The 18,766-nt window shown below is 69.9% G+C and carries 18 protein-coding genes; 11 read left to right on the top strand and 7 right to left on the bottom strand.

Going from position 1 to position 18,766, the window contains the following annotated elements:
- Position 1 precedes the first annotated feature (1 nt).
- Entirely contained in the window at positions 2-1,300 is a 1,299-nt protein-coding gene (locus V4U86_RS17980) for a PQQ-binding-like beta-propeller repeat protein (RefSeq protein ID WP_395307302.1), read from the bottom strand.
- Positions 1,301-1,347: 47 nt separating this feature from the next.
- Between V4U86_RS17980 and V4U86_RS17975 the strand changes: the two genes are divergently transcribed.
- Positions 1,348-2,085, top strand: coding sequence for an acyltransferase (locus V4U86_RS17975; protein ID WP_395307301.1), 738 nt, complete (start codon positions 1,348-1,350; stop codon positions 2,083-2,085).
- Between the two features lies 1 nt (position 2,086).
- Here the strand turns inward: V4U86_RS17975 and V4U86_RS17970 are convergent, their stop codons facing one another.
- The 5 genes from V4U86_RS17970 to V4U86_RS17950 form a co-directional block, all read right to left on the bottom strand.
- On the bottom strand, positions 2,087-2,881 hold the full coding sequence (locus V4U86_RS17970) for an SRPBCC family protein (RefSeq protein WP_395307300.1): 795 nt from the start codon (positions 2,879-2,881) through the stop codon (positions 2,087-2,089).
- Positions 2,882-2,891: 10 nt separating this feature from the next.
- Positions 2,892-3,482 carry an ArsR/SmtB family transcription factor gene (locus tag V4U86_RS17965; RefSeq protein ID WP_395307299.1) on the bottom strand — a complete coding sequence of 197 codons (591 nt, stop codon included), beginning with the start codon at positions 3,480-3,482 and terminating at the stop codon, positions 2,892-2,894.
- 54 nt (positions 3,483-3,536) lie between these two features.
- Positions 3,537-4,766 carry a glycosyltransferase family 4 protein gene (locus V4U86_RS17960; protein ID WP_395307298.1) on the bottom strand — a complete coding sequence of 410 codons (1,230 nt, stop codon included), beginning with the start codon at positions 4,764-4,766 and terminating at the stop codon, positions 3,537-3,539.
- Positions 4,767-4,860: 94 nt separating this feature from the next.
- Positions 4,861-6,396 carry a 1,4-alpha-glucan branching protein domain-containing protein gene (locus V4U86_RS17955; RefSeq protein WP_395312101.1) on the bottom strand — a complete coding sequence of 512 codons (1,536 nt, stop codon included), beginning with the start codon at positions 6,394-6,396 and terminating at the stop codon, positions 4,861-4,863.
- A gap of 32 nt (positions 6,397-6,428) precedes the next feature.
- The gene (locus V4U86_RS17950) at positions 6,429-7,226 is read right to left on the bottom strand and encodes a class I SAM-dependent methyltransferase (RefSeq protein ID WP_395307297.1); all 798 of its coding nucleotides are present in this window, start codon (positions 7,224-7,226) and stop codon (positions 6,429-6,431) included.
- Between the two features lie 197 nt (positions 7,227-7,423).
- Between V4U86_RS17950 and V4U86_RS17945 the strand changes: the two genes are divergently transcribed.
- From V4U86_RS17945 to V4U86_RS17905, 9 genes are all read left to right on the top strand, one after another.
- Positions 7,424-8,215 carry an electron transfer flavoprotein subunit beta/FixA family protein gene (locus V4U86_RS17945; RefSeq protein WP_395307296.1) on the top strand — a complete coding sequence of 264 codons (792 nt, stop codon included), beginning with the start codon at positions 7,424-7,426 and terminating at the stop codon, positions 8,213-8,215.
- Between the two features lie 41 nt (positions 8,216-8,256).
- Positions 8,257-9,213, top strand: coding sequence for an electron transfer flavoprotein subunit alpha/FixB family protein (locus V4U86_RS17940; protein ID WP_395307295.1), 957 nt, complete (start codon positions 8,257-8,259; stop codon positions 9,211-9,213).
- A gap of 110 nt (positions 9,214-9,323) precedes the next feature.
- Positions 9,324-9,977, top strand: coding sequence for a nitroreductase (locus tag V4U86_RS17935; RefSeq protein WP_395307294.1), 654 nt, complete (start codon positions 9,324-9,326; stop codon positions 9,975-9,977).
- Between the two features lie 88 nt (positions 9,978-10,065).
- Positions 10,066-10,905 (top strand): GNAT family N-acetyltransferase, encoded by an 840-nt coding sequence (locus tag V4U86_RS17930; RefSeq protein WP_395307293.1) that lies wholly within the window; start codon positions 10,066-10,068, stop codon positions 10,903-10,905.
- Positions 10,902-11,747 (top strand): lysophospholipid acyltransferase family protein, encoded by an 846-nt coding sequence (locus V4U86_RS17925; protein WP_395307292.1) that lies wholly within the window; start codon positions 10,902-10,904, stop codon positions 11,745-11,747. The genes V4U86_RS17930 and V4U86_RS17925 overlap by 4 nt, the downstream gene beginning before the upstream one ends.
- Before the next feature lie 47 nt (positions 11,748-11,794).
- Positions 11,795-12,982, top strand: a complete 1,188-nt coding sequence (locus V4U86_RS17920; protein ID WP_395307291.1) for a cysteine desulfurase family protein — start codon at positions 11,795-11,797, stop codon at positions 12,980-12,982.
- Positions 12,979-14,046: a tRNA 2-thiouridine(34) synthase MnmA gene (mnmA, locus tag V4U86_RS17915; protein ID WP_395307290.1), complete on the top strand. Its 1,068-nt coding sequence runs from the start codon at positions 12,979-12,981 to the stop codon at positions 14,044-14,046. The genes V4U86_RS17920 and mnmA overlap by 4 nt, the downstream gene beginning before the upstream one ends.
- A gap of 26 nt (positions 14,047-14,072) precedes the next feature.
- Entirely contained in the window at positions 14,073-15,083 is a 1,011-nt protein-coding gene (locus V4U86_RS17910; protein WP_395307289.1) for a methionine synthase, read from the top strand.
- 70 nt (positions 15,084-15,153) lie between these two features.
- A complete protein-coding gene (locus V4U86_RS17905) occupies positions 15,154-16,023 on the top strand; it encodes a hypothetical protein (protein ID WP_395307288.1) in 870 nt (289 codons plus the stop codon).
- A 143-nt stretch (positions 16,024-16,166) separates the two neighbouring features.
- Here the strand turns inward: V4U86_RS17905 and V4U86_RS17900 are convergent, their stop codons facing one another.
- Positions 16,167-17,777, bottom strand: a complete 1,611-nt coding sequence (locus V4U86_RS17900) for a 4-coumarate--CoA ligase family protein (protein ID WP_395307287.1) — start codon at positions 17,775-17,777, stop codon at positions 16,167-16,169.
- A 95-nt stretch (positions 17,778-17,872) separates the two neighbouring features.
- Between V4U86_RS17900 and V4U86_RS17895 the strand changes: the two genes are divergently transcribed.
- Positions 17,873-18,760 carry an alpha/beta fold hydrolase gene (locus V4U86_RS17895; RefSeq protein ID WP_395307286.1) on the top strand — a complete coding sequence of 296 codons (888 nt, stop codon included), beginning with the start codon at positions 17,873-17,875 and terminating at the stop codon, positions 18,758-18,760.
- The last annotated feature ends 6 nt before the right edge of the window (positions 18,761-18,766 follow it).

The following is an 18,766-nucleotide window of genomic DNA, read 5'->3' as shown; positions in this document are numbered from 1 at the left end:
GTCAGGCCGGTACGAAGCCGTAGACCTGGCCGTCGCTGGTCGCGGTGACCACTCGACCGTCGTGGCCGATGGACACCCCTACCGGCCAGCCGGTCGCCGCGGGCAGCGGATAGCGGTTGACGGTGCCGCCCTCGGCGGGGTCGAACACCAGCAGGGCCTGTCCGTCCGCGCCGTCGCGGACCACGGTGTAGCCGATGGTCCCCCCGGCCTGGCTGGAGGTGGACAGCGGCTCGACATCCGCACGCCTCCACACGATCTCGGCGTCGTCGCCGTTGTCGGTGAGTCCGGTCAGTTGTGCACCGGGGCCGCCGCCGGCCACGATGACGCCCTCCGGTGAGACCGAGGGCGGGGTCTGCGCCCGGTAACCCAGGTCGACCGACCACTTCGCGCTGCCGTCTGCGGTGTCGACCGCCCACAGCCTGCCGTCGCGCCCGTTGACGTAGGCGGTGGTGCCGTCGGCCGACAGCACGGGACTGGCGATCGGGCCGCCGCCGACGGCGTCACTGGTCCACATCCGGTTCACCATCGGGGTCTGGCCGGGCCGGTACTGCAGCCCGATCAGCTCCGGTGCCGGGGCGCCCGGTTCCCACAGCCCGACGACCAGCATCCCGGTCTCGGCGGAGAACGCCGGTGCGGCCGAGACGGGGCAGTCCGCGCCGCCGGCCGCGCAATCGTCGAGGCCGCGTTCGGAATCGGTGGGATCGACACCGGACACCAGATCCAGCGAGGTGCCGACGACCGTCCCGCGGTGGGCGTCGAACACCAACAGCTGACCCAGATGGGTGAGCACGAGCAACTGGCCGGGGGCCAGCAGCCGTGGCGTGGTGGGCATCCCGATCACCGGCTGGCGCCAGCGGATCCACTGTGTCGGTGGGTAGGACATGATGGCGCCGGGCTGGCCGACGTAGAGGTTGTCGAAGCCATCGAAAAGGGCGCTGGAGCGCGGGCCGCCCTGCCACAACCGGGTGCACCACCGCTGGCGGGCGTTGTTGTCGGTCTCCCAGACCATCAGCGAACAACCGTTGGCGGTCTGCGCGTTGACCGCGAGGTAACTGCCGGAGCCCAGCGCCACCTGTGCGCCCAGTTCACCCTTGACCGAGCGCTGCCAGTCCGGGGCGAGCGCCTGCGCGCCGTCCACCGGGCTGTAACTGGTGTTGGCCGCGTCGGCGTATTGCGCCGCCCAACCGTCCGCGGGGTGGGCCTGGACCCACGAATCGGTGTTTGCGCAGGAGCTGACGGTCAGCGCCGCGATTCCCAGCACGGCAGCAAGCCGGCGCACAGTTCCTCCTCGAGCAGGCATCGAGTCCCGAGACTATCCCGTCCGGGTGTCGCGTAAGGTGACCGGCCATGACGACGATGTGGGGCGCGCCGCTGCACAAGAGGTGGCGTGGTTCGCGGTTGAGCGATCCGCGCCAGGCGCAATTCCTGACCCGCGATTCGCTGCGCTGGGTGCTGGCGAACAAGGCGTACACACCGTGGTACCTGGTGCGCTACTGGCGGTTGCTGAAGTTCAAGCTGCGCAACCCGCACATCATCACCCGCGGCATGGTGTTCCTGGGTAAGGGTGTGGAGATCGAGGCCACCCCGGAACTGTCCACCATGGAGATCGGCCGGTGGGTGCACATCGGGGACAAGAACACCATCCGCTGCCACGAGGGTTCGCTGCGTATCGGTGACAAGGTGGTGCTGGGCCGCGACAACGTGATCAACACCTACCTGGACATCGAGCTCGGCGACTCGGTGCTGATGGCCGACTGGTGCTACGTCTGCGATTTCGATCACAAGATGGACAGCCTGGAGTTGCCGATCAAGGACCAGGGCATCATCAAGAGCCCGGTGCGGATCGGCCCCGACACCTGGGTCGCCGCGAAGGTCACCGTGCTGCGCGGTACCTCGGTCGGCCGCGGTTGCGTGCTGGGGGCCCATGCGGTGGTCAAGGGGGAGATCCCGGACTACTCCATCGCGGTGGGCTCTCCGGCCAAGGTGGTCAAGAACCGGAAGGTCGCCTGGGACGCGTCGGCCGCCGAGCGTGCCGAACTGGCCGCGAATCTGGCCGATATCGAACGCAAGAAGGCCGCTCGCTGATTCAGCGCAGCGCACTTTCCAGTAGCTGTTCCCAGGCGGGCCGGGCGAGTTCGGCATTGCGCTGGGCGTCCTCGCCGTAGAAGAACGCGTTGACGCCGGTCATGCTCTGGCCGTCCCGCACACAGCTGCCGAACATCACCGCACCCGGAGTCGGTTCGGCCAACCGCGCCACCAGATAGCGCTGGTTCTCGTCCTGGTACACCCGGGCGACGAGCCCGACGAAGTCGTCCTGGGCGGGCCGCAGGGTGCGCAGGTCACCCACATCGGAGGCGTCGAGGCCGAAGGCGGCCATCGTGAGCTTCCAGGCCTCGGGCTGGGGTACGTCGGCAGCGGCAGCGATGTGGAACGTCACCGCGGGCCGGCCCGCGAAATGTGCGAGATAATTGCGCAGCACCGCGAAATGGCCGGGCCAGCCGGATTCGAAGCCCTCGATCTGGTCGTCCCAGTCGTCGCGATCGGTGAACAGCGAGTGCACCATCCGGATGACGCAGTCGCCGCCGGGGCGGCCGGTGACGGTGATCTCGGTTGCCACCGGCGGCGCGTCATCGCACCAGTCGCGTTCGACGTAACCGAACCGGTACGGCGGTTCCCATTGTGTGACTTCGCCGTTGGAGCTTCCGTTCGGTCCGAAATCGAACTCGATGGTGCCGCCGACGTTCTCCTCGATGGTGGTGCGGGTGAACCACGCCGTGTTGCCGGGACCTGTCGCGATCGCCTGCCACACCTGCTCAGGTGTTCCGGGCACCACGAGTTCCATTTCGACCCAGCGCTTTTCGTCGTCTTCGTGCACGGGCATCTCGGTTCTCCTAGGACTCGTCGGTGGGCGGCGCAGGATAGGACGCGACGAAAAGCCGGTGCGGCCGGCCTCGTGGCGCGGTGTCGTCGTGGTAGCGGGCCGTGAGTGCGGCGACCGCCTCGGTCAGGTCCCGGGTGAAGCAGGCGCGGTCCGCCGGGGACCGGAAGCGGATCGTGGTGTCGATGGACAGCGTCGCCAGCCGTTTGTCGGTTCTGCGCGCGGCCTGCCACAAGTCGCCGACCTCGTTGACCAAGCGCGCTGCCAGGGCGATGAGGTGGCCGGCCGAGAATCGGTCATTGGTCTTGCCCGCGTCGGCGGCGACATCCCCGAGTGCGCTCGGTGCCACCACATAGGACGCCGCGCTGGCGACGAGGAGGCGTTCGGTCAGTCCGCCCCACCGGCGTTCCTCGGCGACCCTCACCAGTTGGTGTCGCTCCAGTGCCCGCAGGTGGTAGTTGACCTTCTGGCGGCTCAGGCCCACCCGGGCGGCCAGGGTCGCGGCGGACGCGGGCTCGCTGAGTTCGCCCAGCAGTCGGGCGCGTACGGGGTCGAGCACGCTGGTCGCGGCTGCCGGGTCGTTGATCACCTCGATCTCGACCATGTGCCCAGTCTGGGCTTGACAAAAATGTTTGTCAAAGGTTTCGGCGCAGCAGGATCAGCCGTAGTCGGGGAGCGGACGTTCCTCGATCAACCGGCGCGGCTGGGGCTGCCGTTCGGCCCGCTTCGCGGCCAGATACACCTGACTGGTGTTGTCGGCCACCGTCGGCCAGGCAAAGTCGGAGGTGAGGCGTTCCCGGGCGGTGACCGCACGCTGCTGCGCGGAGGCAGGGTCGTCCAGGACCCGCCGCACGGCGTCGGCCAGACCCGCCACGCTGCGCGGCGCACAGGACACGCCGGTGACGCCGTCGATCACGGCCTCACCCAGCCCGCCCGCGGTCGAGGTGACCAGCGGGGTGCCGGTGGCGGCCGCCTCCAGGGCGACGATGCCGAACGGTTCGTAATGCGAGGGCAGCACCGCGGCGTCGGCCCGGTGCAGCAGCTCCACCAGACCCGAATGGTCGATGCGGCCAAGGAATTTGGTGGCCTTGAGCACCTTGTATTTGCGGGCCTGCTCGACCAGGAAGTCCAACTGGGTGCCGTCACCGGCGATGGTCAGCGTGGTGCCCGGGTGGGTCTTGCGGACCCTGGGTAGCGCGGCGATCGCGTCGTGCACGCCCTTCTCGTACTCCAGCCGGCCGAAGTAGAGCAGTTCGGCCGGACCGCCGTGCGGGTGCCGCGGCGCGAAAGGCCAGCCGTCGGTGTCGATCCCGTTGGGGATGACGGTGGTCTCGGCCAGCCCGGGGCCGAACAGTGCGTCGATCTCCTCGCGCATGGACGCCGAACACGTGATGAGTGAATCGGATTCGTGTACCAGCCAGGACTCCAGTGCGTGCACCTGGCGGCTCACCTGTCCGGACAGCCATCCGGAGTGCCGGCCGGCCTCGGTGGCGTGAATGGTGGAAACCAGTGGCACATCGAAGTATTCGGCCAGCGCGATGGCCGGGTGCGCGACCAGCCAGTCGTGTGCGTGCACCAGATCGGGCTGCCAATCGCGCAGCGAGAGCCCGGACCGGACCATCGAGTGCCCCATTGCCAGCGTCCACGCCATCATGTCGGTGCCGAAGGTGAACTCGTGCGGGTCCTGCGCGGCGGCGATCACCCGCACGCCCTCGGTCACCTCGTCGGTGGTGGGGTGGGTGCTGGGGTCGGTACCGGTGGGACGTCGCGACAGGACGACGACCTCATGCCCGGCGAGCACCAGTTCGGTCGCCAGGTGATGCACGTGACGGCCGAGGCCGCCGATGATCACCGGCGGGTACTCCCAGGACACCATGAGGATTTTCACGTGTTTGCACCTTCGACGGCGCACGACCGTGCGCAAACTGCGGGGGAGAGGCGGCGTGTCGCGCAGCAGACACGCACGCTCGCGGGAAAGGAGTTCATGGCAGCCGCCGGGCGTCCAGGGCACCGAACAGACCGTCGGCCCGGTTCCAGTCGGCGGCGAGCCGCTCGGCCTGCTCGCGGCGGCCCGAGGCCAGTGCCGCGGAGATCTCGCGGGTGGCGTGGGCGTGCAGATGCGCGCGGTAGCGCGCATACTCGGCGGCCGAGTCCTTGCTGACCATGAACGGCCAGTCGCTGGAGACCGTGAGTAGCGTCTCGCGCAGGATCTGGTCGGCGACCGCATCGCGACCCGCACCGGAACCGCGGTGCGCCAGCGCCTTGTCCACCGCCGACAGCGCCGTGTCGACCACCTCGGCGTTGAGCGCCACCAGATCGGAGACCTTCTCACCGTTCCAGACCTGCCAGTCCTTACCCGATCCCCAAGAGCTGGGCGGCAATTCGACGGCGGTGCCGACGTAGCCCTCGGCGATGGCATCCGAGAGCGTGCCGACCCGGACGCCGGCCTCGGGCAGCGCCCGCAGCAGCCGTTCCAGCCACCGCGGGCCCTCGTACCACCAGTGCCCGAACAGTTCGGTGTCGAAGGCGGCCACCACGTGCGCGGGTCTGCCGATCCGGGCGGACTCCTCGCGCAACCGGCGGCGCACCACCCCGACGAAGTCGGCGACGTGCTTGTCGATGGCCGCGTCGGCGCGCGCGGGCTCGTACGGTGCCTTCGCCTCCGACGGCACGTTGCGCCCGGTCACCCGGGCCGGCTTCAGACCGGTCCGGTGATCGTAGGTATGGAAGTCCCGATACGCCGCGTGCCCGGGGTAGCCGGATTTCGGTGACCACACCCGATAGCTGACCTGTAGATCGCGCCCGAACGCCACCACATCGGTGTCGCCGACCGGGCGGCCCAGCGCGGTGTCCCCGTGCAGGGACGGACCGTCGACCATGAAGTGCCCGACACCCGCTGCGGCGTAACCGATCTCCATGCCGGGCGCGTAGGCGCACTCGGGTGCCCAGATGCCGGCCGGGGTGTGCGCGAAGCGCTGCCGGGCGTCGGCGAGGCCCTCGCGCAGCGCGAACTCGCGCAGCCGCGGATTCAGCAGCGGCTGGAACGGGTGCGACAGCGGCCCGCCGAGCAGTTCGATGGTGCCCGCGTCGACGAGCTGGCGCAGCAGCGGACTGCCACCGTGGCGCCACAGCGTGGTGAAGTTTTCCAGCGCCTCGGTGGCGGCCTCGTATTCCCGAATGCCGAAGCGGCGCATGGCCTCCGGCGAATTGAACGTGCCCTCCGCACCGGCCTGTGTGGTGCCGGCCGCCGTGCTCGCTTCCAAAGCGCGCAGCTGCCAGTTGGCCAGCCAGTGATGCATGCCGGTCAGGCAGTACGGGTCGTCGAGTTGGGCGGTGACCACCGGGGTCATGCCGAGGCTGACCAGATGGCTACGGTCCTCGGCGGCCAGCGTGCGCAGCACCCGCATGAGCGGCAGGTAGGCCGCGGCCCAGGACTGGTACAGCCATTCCTCGCCGACCGGCCACCGGCCGTGGTGGGCCAGCCACGGCAGGTGCGTGTGCAGCACCAGGGTGAACATCCCGGGAGTGGCGTCACCGGTCGGCTTTCCGCTCACGTGCGTACCGCAATCGCCACCAGGTCGAGGCTGGCATCGATATCGGAATCTTTCGCGTCGAGCAGATCGAAGTCCTCGGCGCGTACCGCGGCGACATCGGCCAGCAACTCCGGCGACCACGGGGCGTCGGCGACGGCGCGGGCGATCTGGGCGTCGATGATCGAGCCGCCGTGGCGGGCGTCCATCTGCGCCAGGCCCGGGCCGTGAAACACGCCGTACACCCCTTCGATCTCGAAGCCGCCCTGCTCCAGCAGCTCGGTCAGTTCCGCGGCGTTCAGCTCACGGGTGTGGAACGGGTTGAGCGGGGTGTCCCGGCCGGGGGAGAAGGTGATGCGATTGGGGGTGGACATCAGCAGCAGTCCGCCCGGGCGCAGCACCCGCGCGCACTCGCCGACGAACTGGGCCTGGTCCCACAGGTGCTCGATCACCTGGAAGTTCACCACCACGTCGACCGAGCCATCCGCTAATGGCAGATCGGCCAGATTCCCCAGATGCATCTGCACCCGCGGATACTTCGCCCGGATATGGCCGACGGCCTGCTCGTCGTAGTCCACCCCGACCACACTGCGGGCCACCCCGGCGATCAGATCGGCGCCGTACCCCTCACCGGGCCCGGCCTCGAGCACGTCGCGACCGGCGCACCGGTCGGCGAGACGCTGATAGACCACCTCGTGGCGGCGGAACCAGTAGTTCTCCTCGGCCAGGCCGGGAATGGTGCGTTCGCCGGTCAAGGGCAGGGCGGTGTCGACTCCCTCGTTGGAGCCGGTGCTGTCGACGGAACCGATTGTGCTCATTGGAAGGCAGGCTAACCCGTAAAGGCCGGTTCGCGAACGGATGCCCTAGTGACCGTGGGGTCTGAGCGAGCGGATTGACCAGTTATGGTGTCCTTGCGTGCCGTCAAAGTTACTCATGGGTAACATGGGGGCCGATACCGAAATCGTGATATGCCCAGGCCGGCTGCCGGCCTCATCGAGGAGGACGAACCACAGTCATGACGAACATCGTGGTCCTGATCAAGCAGGTCCCTGACACCTGGTCGGAGCGCAAGCTCACCGACGGCGATTACACGCTGGATCGCGAGGCGGCCGATGCCGTGCTCGACGAGATCAACGAGCGCGCCGTCGAAGAAGCGCTGCTCATCAAGGAGCGCGAGGGTGGCGAGGGCACGGTGACCGTGCTGACCGCCGGCCCCGAGCGCGCCACCGAGGCCATCCGCAAGGCGCTGTCCATGGGCGCCGACAAGGCTGTGCACCTCAAGGACGACGGCCTGCACGGCTCCGACATGGTCCAGACGGGCTGGGCCCTGGCCCGCGCGCTGGGCACCATCGAGGGCACCGAACTGGTCATCGCCGGTAACGAGGCCACCGACGGCACCGGCGGCGCCGTGCCGGCGATCATCGCCGAGTACCTGGGTCTGCCGCAGCTCACCCATGTCCGCAAGCTCAACGTCGAGGGTGACAAGGTCACCGCCGAGCGTGAGACCGACGACGGCGTGTTCGGCCTGGAGGCCACCCTGCCCGCCGTGGTGAGCGTCAACGAGAAGATCAACGAGCCGCGCTTCCCGTCCTTCAAGGGGATCATGGCGGCCAAGAAGAAGGAAGTCACCGTTCTGACGCTGGCCGAGATCGGCGTGGAGCCCGACGAGGTGGGTGTCGCCAACGCCGGCACCAAGGTGCTGTCCTCGACCCCGAAGCCGCCGAAGACGGCCGGCGAGAAGGTCACCGACGAGGGCGACGGCGGCACCAAGGTCGCCGAGTACCTGGTTGCCCAGAAGCTCATCTAGCAGCTGATTCCTCTCTCAGACACACACGAAGGACATAAGACATGGCTGAAGTACTTGTGCTCGTCGAGCACGCAGAAGGTGCCCTGAAGAAGGTCAGCACCGAACTCATCACCGCCGCCCGCGTGCTGGGTGAGCCGTCCGCGGTCGTCATCGGCGCCGAAGGCACCGCCGCCGCCCTGACCGACGGCCTCAAGGCCGCCGGTGCGGCCAAGATCTACGTCGCCGAGTCGGCCGACGTGGACAACTTCCTGGTCACCCCCAAGGTCGACGTGCTCGCCGCGCTGACCGAGACGGCCGCCCCGGCCGCCGTCGTGATCGCCGCCAGCGCCGAGGGCAAAGAGGTTGCCGGCCGGTTGGCCGCGCGGCTGGGCTCCGGCCTGCTGGTCGACGTCGTCGACGTCAAAGAGGGTGGAGTGGGCGTCCATTCCATCTTCGGTGGCGCGTTCACCGTCGAGGCTCAGGCCACCGGCGAACTGCCCGTGATCACCGTGCGTCCGGGTGCGGTGGAAGCCGCTCCCGCCGACGGTGCGGGCGAGGTCATCACGGTCGAGGTTCCGGCCCAGGCCGAGAACGCCACCAAGATCACCTCCCGCGAGCCGGTCGTCGCCGGTGACCGTCCGGAGCTCACCGAGGCCAGCGTCGTCGTCGCCGGCGGCCGTGGCGTCGGCAGCGAGGAGAACTTCAAGGTCGTCGAGGAGCTCGCCGATTCGCTCGGTGCCGCCGTCGGTGCCTCGCGTGCCGCCGTCGACTCCGGCTACTACGGCGGTCAGTTCCAGGTCGGTCAGACCGGTAAGACCGTGTCGCCGCAGCTGTACATCGCGCTGGGCATCTCCGGTGCCATCCAGCACCGCGCCGGCATGCAGACGAGCAAGACCATCATCGCGGTCAACAAGGACGAAGAGGCCCCGATCTTCGAGATCGCCGACCTCGGCATCGTCGGTGACCTGTTCAAGGTCACCCCGCAGCTGACCGAAGCGGTCAAGGCCCGCAAGGGTTAAGCACTCCCGTTAAGGCCCCCGGACACGATGTGTCCGGGGGCCTTTTCGTCTCGACAGGCCACGCATTCTCAAGGGTCCGGCGGGGGTCCGGCGCGCGTCATGCTGATTTCATGACCGAACTCGCGCGGGTCATCAGCGAACGCCGTTCGACGCGGCTGTTCCTGCCCGACAAGCCGGTGCCGGCGGAACTGCTCGACGAAGCGCTGGCCCTGGCGATGCGGGCACCCTCGAATTCCAACGTGCAACCGTGGCGGGTGTACATCGCCTCCGGGGCGCGCCGGGACCGGCTGGTCGCCGCGATGCTGGAGCGGGCCGCGGTCGAACTGCCGGTGACGGCGGGACTGCCGGAGAGTTTCCTGCCGCTGCGCCACGAACTCGGCGCATTGGTGTACGGATCGATGGGCATCGAGCGGCACGATGCGGCGGCCCGGCGGCTGGCCCAGCTGCGCAACTGGGAGTTCTTCCGGGCCCCGGTCGGCGCGGTCGTGTGCATGCACCGCGATCTTGGCCTGGTCGACGCCGTGGGTGTCGGGATGTTCATGCAGACACTGGTGCTGGCGCTGACCGAACGCGGCCTCGGCACCTGCGTGCAGGTGTCGATCGCGGCTTACCCGGACATCCTGCGGGACCAGCTGGGCATACCCGACGAGCTGAACGTACTGTGCGGCCTGGCGATCGGCTACCCGGATCCGGCGTTCGCCGGCAACCGGCTGGCGGTGCCGCGCAACCCGGTGACGGCGAACGTGGTGCACGTCGAGGACTGAGGTCCGGCCACAACTCGTCACCCAGCGTGCACGGACACGTCACGCAGTCGTTGCGGTCCCGCTGTCCGGAGCCGCGACGGTGCTCGGTATGAGCACCGCATCTGTACTCATACCCGCTGACGACACCGACCGACAGGCACCGGGGCCGCGCTACACCCTGTTGCTGTCCACCGATCCGGCGCATATCGAAGCGGCTCAACGCCTGCGCTACGACGTGTTCACCGCCGAGCCCGGTTTCGCCCTCAACCCGGCGACCCCCGGTTTCGACCTGGGGCTCGATGCCGACCACTTCGACCAGTTCTGCGATCACCTGCTGGTCCGCGACGACGCTTCCGGCGAACTCGTGGGCTGCTACCGGATGCTGCCACCCCCGGGCGCGATCGCCGCGGGCGGGCTCTACACCGCCACCGAGTTCGACGTCCGGGCGCTGGATTCGCTGCGTCCCTCGCTGGTCGAGATGGGCCGCGCCGTGGTGCGCGCCGAGCACCGCCACGGCGGCGTGGTGCTGCTGATGTGGGCCGGGATCCTGGCCTACCTGGACCGCAGCGGTTACGAGTACGTCACCGGCTGCGTATCCGTCCCGACCCACCCAGGCGGGGAAGAGCCCGGCAGCCTGGTGCGCGGGGTGCGCGACGTGGTGCGCCGCCGGCACAGCGCGCCCGCCGAACTCACCGTGCGGCCCTACCGCCCGGTGGTCATCGACGGCCGCACCCTCGACGACATCGACCCCCCGGCCCGGCTCACGTTGCCCGCGCTGATGCGGGGCTACCTGCGCCTCGGGGCGCAGGTGTGCGGTGAACCGGCCCACGACCCGGATTTCGGCGTCGCGGACTTCCCGGCGCTGCTGGACAAGACCAGGGCCGACGTCCGCTACCTGAAGCGGTTGCGTTCGGTGGCCCAGGCCGCGGACCTGGCGGCCGGACAGTGACCGTCACGCCGAACCCCTGGCTGCCGAAGGCGACCTGTGACGCCGGCTGCATGCACGCCGGTGCCGCGCCACGGGGCTCCCGGCCCGCGATCTGGACCCGCAGCGCCCTGCGCATCAGCGGCGCCGTGCTGCTCCTGCTCGCGGTGCCGGTACTGGCGGTGCCGCTGCCGGGGCGCTCCCACCTGCAGCGCGGCTACTGCCGGTTGATGCTGCGCTGCGTCGGGGTGCGGATCACCATCTCCGGTGGACCGATCCGCAACCTGCGCGGCGTGCTGGTGGTCAGCGGCCACGTGTCCTGGCTGGACGTCTTCGCCATCGGGGCGGTGCTGCCCGGATCGTTCGTCGCGCGTGCCGACCTGATCGACTGGCCGGCCCTCGGCGTCATCGCGCGCCTCATGAAGGTCATCCCGATCGAACGGGAGAACCTGCGCCGGTTGCCGGCCGTGGTCGGCGCGGTGGCCGCCCGGCTGCGCAACGGCCAGACCGTGGTGGTCTTCCCGGAGGGCACCACCTGGTGCGGCCTTGGCTACGGGCCGTTCCGGCCGGCCATGTTCCAGGCCGCCGTCGACGCCGGCCGCCCGGTGCAGCCGCTGCGGCTGACCTACCACCACCGCGACGGCAGGCCGTCGACCGTGCCGGCCTATGTGGGCGACGACACCCTGCTCGAATCCATCCGGCGGCTGGTGACCGCCCGGCGCACGGTGGTGCACGTGCAGGTGCAGTCCCTCCAGCTGCCCGGCACCGACCGCCGCGACCTGGCCGCCCGCTGCGAGGCGGCGGTACGCGGCTCCGGCGGACGTGACGTGGCCCACGCCGGGCAGGCGCCCGCACTGGTGGCCTGACCTCGACGGACAGCGCCGGACACCCCGGCGGCTATCCTGGATGGGCCATGACCGCCGCATACCTGGATCACGCTGCCACCACCCCGATGCACCCGGCTGCAATCGAGGCGATGGCCGCCGCGCTGGCCATGGTGGGCAACGCGTCGTCGCTGCACACCTCCGGACGGGCGGCGCGCCGCCGGATGGAGGAGGCGCGCGAGATGCTGGCCGGTCTGCTGGGCGCCCGGCCCTCGGAGGTGATCTTCACCGCCGGGGGCACCGAGTCCGACAATCTTGCGGTCAAGGGCATCTTCTGGGCCCGGCGCGACGCCGACCCGCAGCGGCGCCGGATCGTGACCACTCCCGTCGAGCACCACGCGGTGCTCGACGCGGTGGAATGGCTGGTCGAACACGAGGGTGCCGAGGTGAGCTGGCTGCCCGTCGACGCCGACGGCGCGGTATCGGCCGCCGATCTGCGGGACCTGCTGCAGGCCCACGACGATATCGCGCTGATCTCGGTGATGTGGGCCAACAACGAGGTCGGCACCATCCAGCCGATCGCCGAATTGGCTGCAGTGGCAGCGGAATTCGATATCCCCATGCACAGTGACGCGATCCAGGCGGTCGGGCACATTCCGGTGGATTTTGCGGGCAGTGGGCTCTCGGCGATGAGCGTCGCAGCACACAAGTTCGGCGGCCCGGCCGGTGTCGGCGCCCTGGTGCTGCGGCGCAACACCGCGTGTGTGCCGATCCTGCACGGTGGCGGTCAGGAACGTGACGTGCGTTCGGGCACACCGGATGTCGCGGCCGCGGTGGCGATGGCGGCTGCGGCCGAGGTCGCGGTCGGCGGATTGGTCGAGACCAGCGCGCGGGTGCGCGCCCTGCGGGACCGGTTGATCACCGGCGTGCAGACGCTGATCGAGGACGTCGACGTCAACGGCGCCACCGGTGATGCCCGGCTACCGGGCAACGCCCACTTCACTTTCCGGGGCTGCGAGGGTGACGCACTGCTGATGCTGCTGGACGCCAACGGCGTCGAATGCTCGACCGGTTCGGCATGTACGGCCGGGGTGGCCCAGCCGTCGCATGTGCTCATCGCGATGGGCGCCGACCCGGCTGCCGCGCGTGGATCGCTACGGCTTTCGCTGGGGCACACCAGCACCGAAGCGGACGTCGATGCGGCTCTGGACGTGTTGCCGGCCGCGGTGGAGCGGGCCCGGCAGGCGGCGCTGGCGAGTGCGGGAACGAGACGATGAAGGTTCTGGTCGCGATGAGCGGCGGCGTCGACTCCTCGGTGGCCGCCGCCCGGATGGTGGACGCCGGCCACGAGGTCGTCGGGGTGCATCTCGCGCTGTCGGCCGCACCCGGCACGCTGCGTACCGGCTCGCGGGGTTGCTGCTCGAAGGAAGACGCCGGTGACGCCCGCCGGGTCGCCGACATCCTCGACATCCCGTTCTACGTCTGGGATTTCGCGGACCGGTTCAAGGCCGAGGTCATCGACGACTTCGTCGACGCCTATGCCCGCGGTGAAACGCCCAACCCGTGCGTGAAGTGCAACGAGACCATCAAGTTCTCCGCGCTGTCGGCGCGCGCGCTGGCGCTGGGCTTCGACGCCGTCGCCACCGGTCACTACGCCCGGCTCGCCGACGGACGGCTGCGACGCGCGGTCGATATCGACAAGGACCAGTCCTACGTGCTGGGCGTGCTGACCGCCGAGCAGCTGCGGCACGCACTGTTCCCGATCGGGGACACCCCCAAGACGGAGATCCGCGCCGAGGCCGCCCGCCGGGGCTTGGCCGTCGCCGACAAACCCGACAGCCACGACATCTGCTTCATCCCGTCCGGGGACACCCGCGCGTTCCTGGGAGCCAAGATCGGGGTGCGCCGCGGTGCGGTCGTCGACTCGGCCGGAGCCGTGCTCGCCGAACACGACGGCGTGCACGGATTCACCATCGGTCAGCGCAAGGGTCTGGGCATCGGGGGACCGGGCCCCGACGGGCAGCCCCGCTACGTCACCGGCATCGACGCCGAGACCGGCGAGGTGCGGGTGGGCCCGGCCGAGGAACTCGACGTGTCGGCCCTGACCGGGCAGGACCCGGTGTTCACCGCGGGCGCGCCGCCGGCCGGACCGGTCGAGGGTGTTGTGCAGGTGCGCGCGCACGGCGGCCTGGCCGAGGCGGTCGTGGAGCTGCGGGACGGCAGGCTGGTCGCCGACCTGCGCACGCCGCTGCGCGGGGTGGCGCCCGGGCAGACGATGGTGCTGTACCGGCCGGATCCGGCCGGTGACGAGGTTCTCGCCAGCGCCACCGTCACCCGGTGACCGGCTCATCGAATACGGTTGGCGGCGTGAGTGTTTTCGCCGCCGCCACCGGCATCGGATCGTGGCCGGGTACCTCCGCACGACAGGCCGCCGAGATCGTCGTCGGTGAACTGCACACGCTGCCGCACCTGGTCGAGCTGCCCGCCCGGGGCGTGGGTGCGGACCTGATCGGGCGCACCGGCGCGCTGCTGGTCGACATCGGCATCGACACCGTGGCGCGGTCCTACCGCATCGCGCCGGGCCGCAGTTCGGTGCTGCGACGCGCAGTCAGCATGCTCAACGAGGATCTGGACGCCCTGGAGGAAGCCTGGGAGAAGGCCGGGTTGCGGGGCTCGGGGCGGCCGGTGAAGGTGCAGGCCGCTGGACCGTTCACGCTGGCCGCACAACTGGAGCTGGCCAACGGTCACCGTGCCATCACCGACACCGGGGCGCTGCGGGACCTCGCCGGATCGCTGGCCGAGGGGCTGGGCGCGCACCGCGCGGAGGTGGCCCGGCGGCTGGGCACCGAGGTCGTGGTGCAACTGGACGAGCCGTCGCTGCCGGACGCGCTGGCCGGCCGGCTTGCCGGGGTGACCAGCCTGTCACCGGTGGCCGCGCTCGATGAACAGTTGGCCGCGGCCCTGCTCGACGACTGCGTCGACGCGTTGGGCGGTGCGGTCGCATTGCACAGCTGCGCTCCCGAATTGCCGTGGAAGCTGCTGCAGCGCAGCCGGTTACCCGCACTGTCGGTGGATGTGTCGACGCTGCAGGCCGGTGATCTGGACGGGGTGGGTGAGTTCGTGGAGTCCGGGCGGACTGTGCTGCTGGGGGTGATCCCGGGCACCGCCCAGCAACGACGCTGGGAGCCCGAGCACGTCGCCAAAGCGGCCGCGGCGGTCACCGATCGGCTGGGGTTCGGCCGCTCGGTTCTGCGCGAGCGGATCGGCATCACCCCTGCCTGCGGGTTGGCCGGGGCGACCGAGCAATGGGCCCGCACGGCGATCGGTCTGGTGCAGAAGGCGTCCGACGGATTGGCCGTCGATCCGGACGGAATCTGACCGGCAAACATCGCGGGGGCGTAAGCTGTCCCGAGCGGTGAGGGGGCACGTGTTTTTGTGGAAGCGGTTGATGACGACCGGCGCTGGGGCGGCGGTTGCATTGACGCTGCTCATCGGGCCGGCGCCCATCGCCGCCTCCGACCCGGGGTCGCGCGGCTCGCACTCCGGACAGTCCAATTCCCGGGACGATGCCCGTGGGCGCGGCGGTGAAACGCCGCGCGGACGCGCTCCCAGCAATGATTCGCGCGGCGACGGCGGGCGTCGGTCCGAATGGGTCGAGGCGCGCGACGGCTCGCTGCCGCCATGGACCTTGACCGAACCGACACAGGACGCGCTGCGCAGCGCAGATTCCGGTGTCACCGCACGCACCAGCGAGCCGACGAGCGCACGTACCAGCGAGTCGACCACCGCACGGACCAGCGACTCGACCACCGCACGGACCACGTCGGGACAGGCCGACCGACCGTCGGTGCCCAGCGCCGACGGCGCCCGGACCGTGCGCACGGCCAGATCCGCCCGGGGGGCCGACGCGACCACGGGTGGTTCGGGCCGGCGTCCGGTCGCCGAGCTCGTGCCGCCCGGTGCGGGACGGTTCGGTGCCGGGAACGTCGTCGAGGACGAGACCGCCGATCCCGTGACGGTGACCCCGCGTCCGCGTCCGCAGCCGGCCACCAGCGCGCCAGCCGGCGCCCCGGCCGTCGTGGCGCCGGAGCCCTCGGCTCCCGCAGCGGTGCTGCCGCCGTCCCGGCGGATCTCGGCCCCATGGATTGCCGAGCTGGCCCTGCCGGCACCACCGTTGGCGCCGGACCGGCGCCCGGGCCAGCCCATGACCTCGCTGTTCGGCGTTCTCGGATTGCTGCTGATCCCGATGGCCGGTGCGGCGCTCGGCTACCGGCAGGCGCGGGCTGCACGCTCGGTCGGGGTGCTGCCGCAGGTCTAGCGATCGCCGCCGGAACACGCGGACTATCGTCCGCCGGAACACGCGGACTATCGTCCGCCGGAACACGCGGACTATCGTCCGCCGGAACACGCGGACTATCGTCCGCCGGAACACGCGGACTATCGTCCGCCGGAACACGCGGACTATCGTCCGCGAAGGTCCTTGCGCAGGATCTTGCCCGCCGCCGACTTCGGGATCGCATCGATGAAGGCCACCTGCCGGACCTTCTTGTACGGCGCCACCTGCTCGGCGACGAACGCCATCACCGCGGCTTCATCCACCTCGGTGTCGGGCTGGCGCACCACGAACGCCTTGGGCACCTCCTCGCCGGACTCCGGCTCGGTGACCCCGATGACGGCGGCGTCGGCGATCGCGGGGTGGGTCAGCAGCACGGCCTCCAGTTCGGCCGGCGGCACCTGATACCCCTTGTACTTGATCAGCTCCTTGAGCCGGTCGACGATGAACACGCAGCCGGTCGCGTCGACCCGGGCCAGATCGCCGGTGTGCAGGAAGCCGTCCCCGTCGATCGTCTCGCGGGTGGCGGCCTCGTTGTTCAGGTAGCCGACCATGACATTGGGGCCCCGGAACCACAATTCACCGGTTTCGCTCAGTCCGGCCGCGGGCAGCCCGATCTCCTCCCCGGACACCGGGTCGATGAGCTTGGACTCCGAGTTCGGCACCGTCCACCCGCAGGAACTGACCGGCGCCGCCTTTCCCACCAGTGCCCGGCCACCGTCGAACGGGGTGATGTGGCTGACCGGGCTGAGCTCGCTCATCCCGTAGCCCTGCACCAGCGCACAACCCAGGCGTGCAGCGACGGCCAAGCCGAGCTCCTCGTCCAGCGGCGCGGCGCCGGACATGATGGCGCGCAACGAGGACAGATCGAATTGATCGACCATCGGATGCTTGGCCAGCGCCACCGCCACCGGTGGGGCGATGAAGGCATGCGTACACCGGTGCTCGGCGATGTTGGACAGGAAGGCCGTCAGGTCGAATGCGGGCATGATGACCAACCGTGCGCGGGCGTGCAGCGCGGCGTTCAGCAGCACCGTCATCCCGTAGATGTGGAAGAACGGGAGCACCGCCAGCACCACATCACCGGATGTCATGTCCTGCAGTGGCCGGATCTGCGCGACGTTGGACACCAGGTTGCGATGCGTGAGCATCACCCCCTTGGGGTTGCCGGTCGTGCCCGAGCTGTACGGCAGCACGGCCAGGTGGGTGGCGGGGTCGAAGCTCACCTGTGGCGCCGGGTGCGCCGGGCCCAGCAGATCGTCGGCATTCGGGTGGCCGTCGGCGGCCGCGCCTGGTCCGTCGAGCACGATGACCGCCGACTCGTCCAGGCCCGCAGTCGTTGCGCCCTCGACGGCCTGGGCGCGCAGCGCGGAAACGGTGATCAGCAGCCTCGCACGGGAGTCGGTGAGCTGCTTGGCGATGTCCTTGGCGGTGAACAGCGCATTGACGGTGGTGGCCGTCGCCCCGGACCGCAGGATGCCGTGGAACGCGACGGCGAACGCCGCGCTGTTCGGGGCGAGCAGGCCCACCACGTCCCCGGCGCCCAGCCCGCGGGCCGCCAGTGCACCGGCGAAGGCGGCGATCCGCTCGACCAGTTGCCGGTAGGTGGTGGTGTTGCCGGTGGGGGCGTCCACCAGTGCGACCTGATCACCGACCGTGGGGTCGATGTCGGTGAACAGGTAGTCGTAGACGCTGACTGCAGGGATCTCGACCGGGGGATACGGGCTCTGGATACTCATGGCACTCCTTATCGAACCACGCCGTCGGGGTGGGTGGGGGCGAGCCGAGAACGCCCATGCGTTACCAGCGGTACTGGATAACGTACATTGTCGTCATGGACAACCCGCCCGACCTGCCCGGGGTAGCGCACCGCTTCGTCGATCTCGGGGCGGGCGTGACCATCCACGTTGCCGACGCCGGCCCGGCCGACGGACCGCCGGTGATGCTGGTGCACGGCTTCCCGCAGAACTGGTGGGAGTGGCACGAGCTGATCGGGCCGCTGGCCGAGGACGGGTACCGGGTGCTGTGCCCGGACCTGCGCGGCGCGGGCTGGAGCTCGGCGCCCAGAGACCGCTACCTCAAGAACGACATGGCCGACGACCTTGCCGCGGTATGCGACCGGCTGGGGGTCGGGCCGGTCAAGCTGGTGGCCCACGACTGGGGCGGACCGGTCGCCACCATCTTCATGCTGCGCCATCCCGAGAAGGTGGCCGCCTTCATGGGATTGAACACCGCGGTGCCGTGGCTCAAGCACGACCGCACGGCACTGATCAACATCTGGCGGATGTGGTACCAGATCCCGATGTTGCTGCCGGTGATCGGTCCGAAGGTGATCGCCGACCCCAAGGCCCGATTCTTCAAGTTGCTCGGCTCGTGGGTCGGCGGCGATTTCGAGACCCCACCGGAGGACATCGCGTTCTACGTCGCCTGCATGCGCCGACCCGGCTATGCCGAGGCGGGTTCACGTTGGTACCGCACCTTCCAGACCCGGGAAGCCGCCCGCTGGATGCGCGGCGAGTTCGACGATCACCATGTCTCGGTGCCGGTGCGCTGGCTGCACGGCACCGACGACTCGGTACTCACCCCGGAATTGCTACGTGTCCTGCCCGAACACTGCGCGGACTTCGAGCTGGAACTGGTTGCCGGGGTGGGGCACTGGATCGTCGAGCAACGCCCGGAGCTGGTGCTGGACCGGCTGCGCGGATTCCTGACGTCGACCTAGCCCCGG

The organism is Mycobacterium sp. AMU20-3851 (assembly GCF_043974665.1).
In the GTDB taxonomy this organism is placed as follows: Bacteria; Actinomycetota; Actinomycetes; order Mycobacteriales; family Mycobacteriaceae; genus Mycobacterium.
Note: the sequence above shows the minus strand (reverse complement) of the source record. Positions and strands in the feature narration are given on the sequence as shown.

Coding starts and splice junctions, on each gene's coding strand:
- V4U86_RS17930 (WP_395307293.1), top strand. CDS start 10,066: ATGAGCACCGCATCTGTACTCATACCCGCTGACGACACCGACCGACAG.
- mnmA (WP_395307290.1), top strand. CDS start 12,979: ATGAAGGTTCTGGTCGCGATGAGCGGCGGCGTCGACTCCTCGGTGGCC.
- V4U86_RS17940 (WP_395307295.1), top strand. CDS start 8,257: ATGGCTGAAGTACTTGTGCTCGTCGAGCACGCAGAAGGTGCCCTGAAG.
- V4U86_RS17975 (WP_395307301.1), top strand. CDS start 1,348: ATGACGACGATGTGGGGCGCGCCGCTGCACAAGAGGTGGCGTGGTTCG.
- V4U86_RS17895 (WP_395307286.1), top strand. CDS start 17,873: ATGGACAACCCGCCCGACCTGCCCGGGGTAGCGCACCGCTTCGTCGAT.
- V4U86_RS17955 (WP_395312101.1), bottom strand. CDS start 6,396: ATGTTCACCCTGGTGCTGCACACGCACCTGCCGTGGCTGGCCCACCAC.
- V4U86_RS17900 (WP_395307287.1), bottom strand. CDS start 17,777: ATGAGTATCCAGAGCCCGTATCCCCCGGTCGAGATCCCTGCAGTCAGC.
- V4U86_RS17980 (WP_395307302.1), bottom strand. CDS start 1,300: ATGCCTGCTCGAGGAGGAACTGTGCGCCGGCTTGCTGCCGTGCTGGGA.
- V4U86_RS17935 (WP_395307294.1), top strand. CDS start 9,324: ATGACCGAACTCGCGCGGGTCATCAGCGAACGCCGTTCGACGCGGCTG.
- V4U86_RS17950 (WP_395307297.1), bottom strand. CDS start 7,226: ATGAGCACAATCGGTTCCGTCGACAGCACCGGCTCCAACGAGGGAGTC.
- V4U86_RS17945 (WP_395307296.1), top strand. CDS start 7,424: ATGACGAACATCGTGGTCCTGATCAAGCAGGTCCCTGACACCTGGTCG.
- V4U86_RS17965 (WP_395307299.1), bottom strand. CDS start 3,482: ATGGTCGAGATCGAGGTGATCAACGACCCGGCAGCCGCGACCAGCGTG.
- V4U86_RS17920 (WP_395307291.1), top strand. CDS start 11,795: ATGACCGCCGCATACCTGGATCACGCTGCCACCACCCCGATGCACCCG.
- V4U86_RS17905 (WP_395307288.1), top strand. CDS start 15,154: ATGACGACCGGCGCTGGGGCGGCGGTTGCATTGACGCTGCTCATCGGG.
- V4U86_RS17970 (WP_395307300.1), bottom strand. CDS start 2,881: ATGCCCGTGCACGAAGACGACGAAAAGCGCTGGGTCGAAATGGAACTC.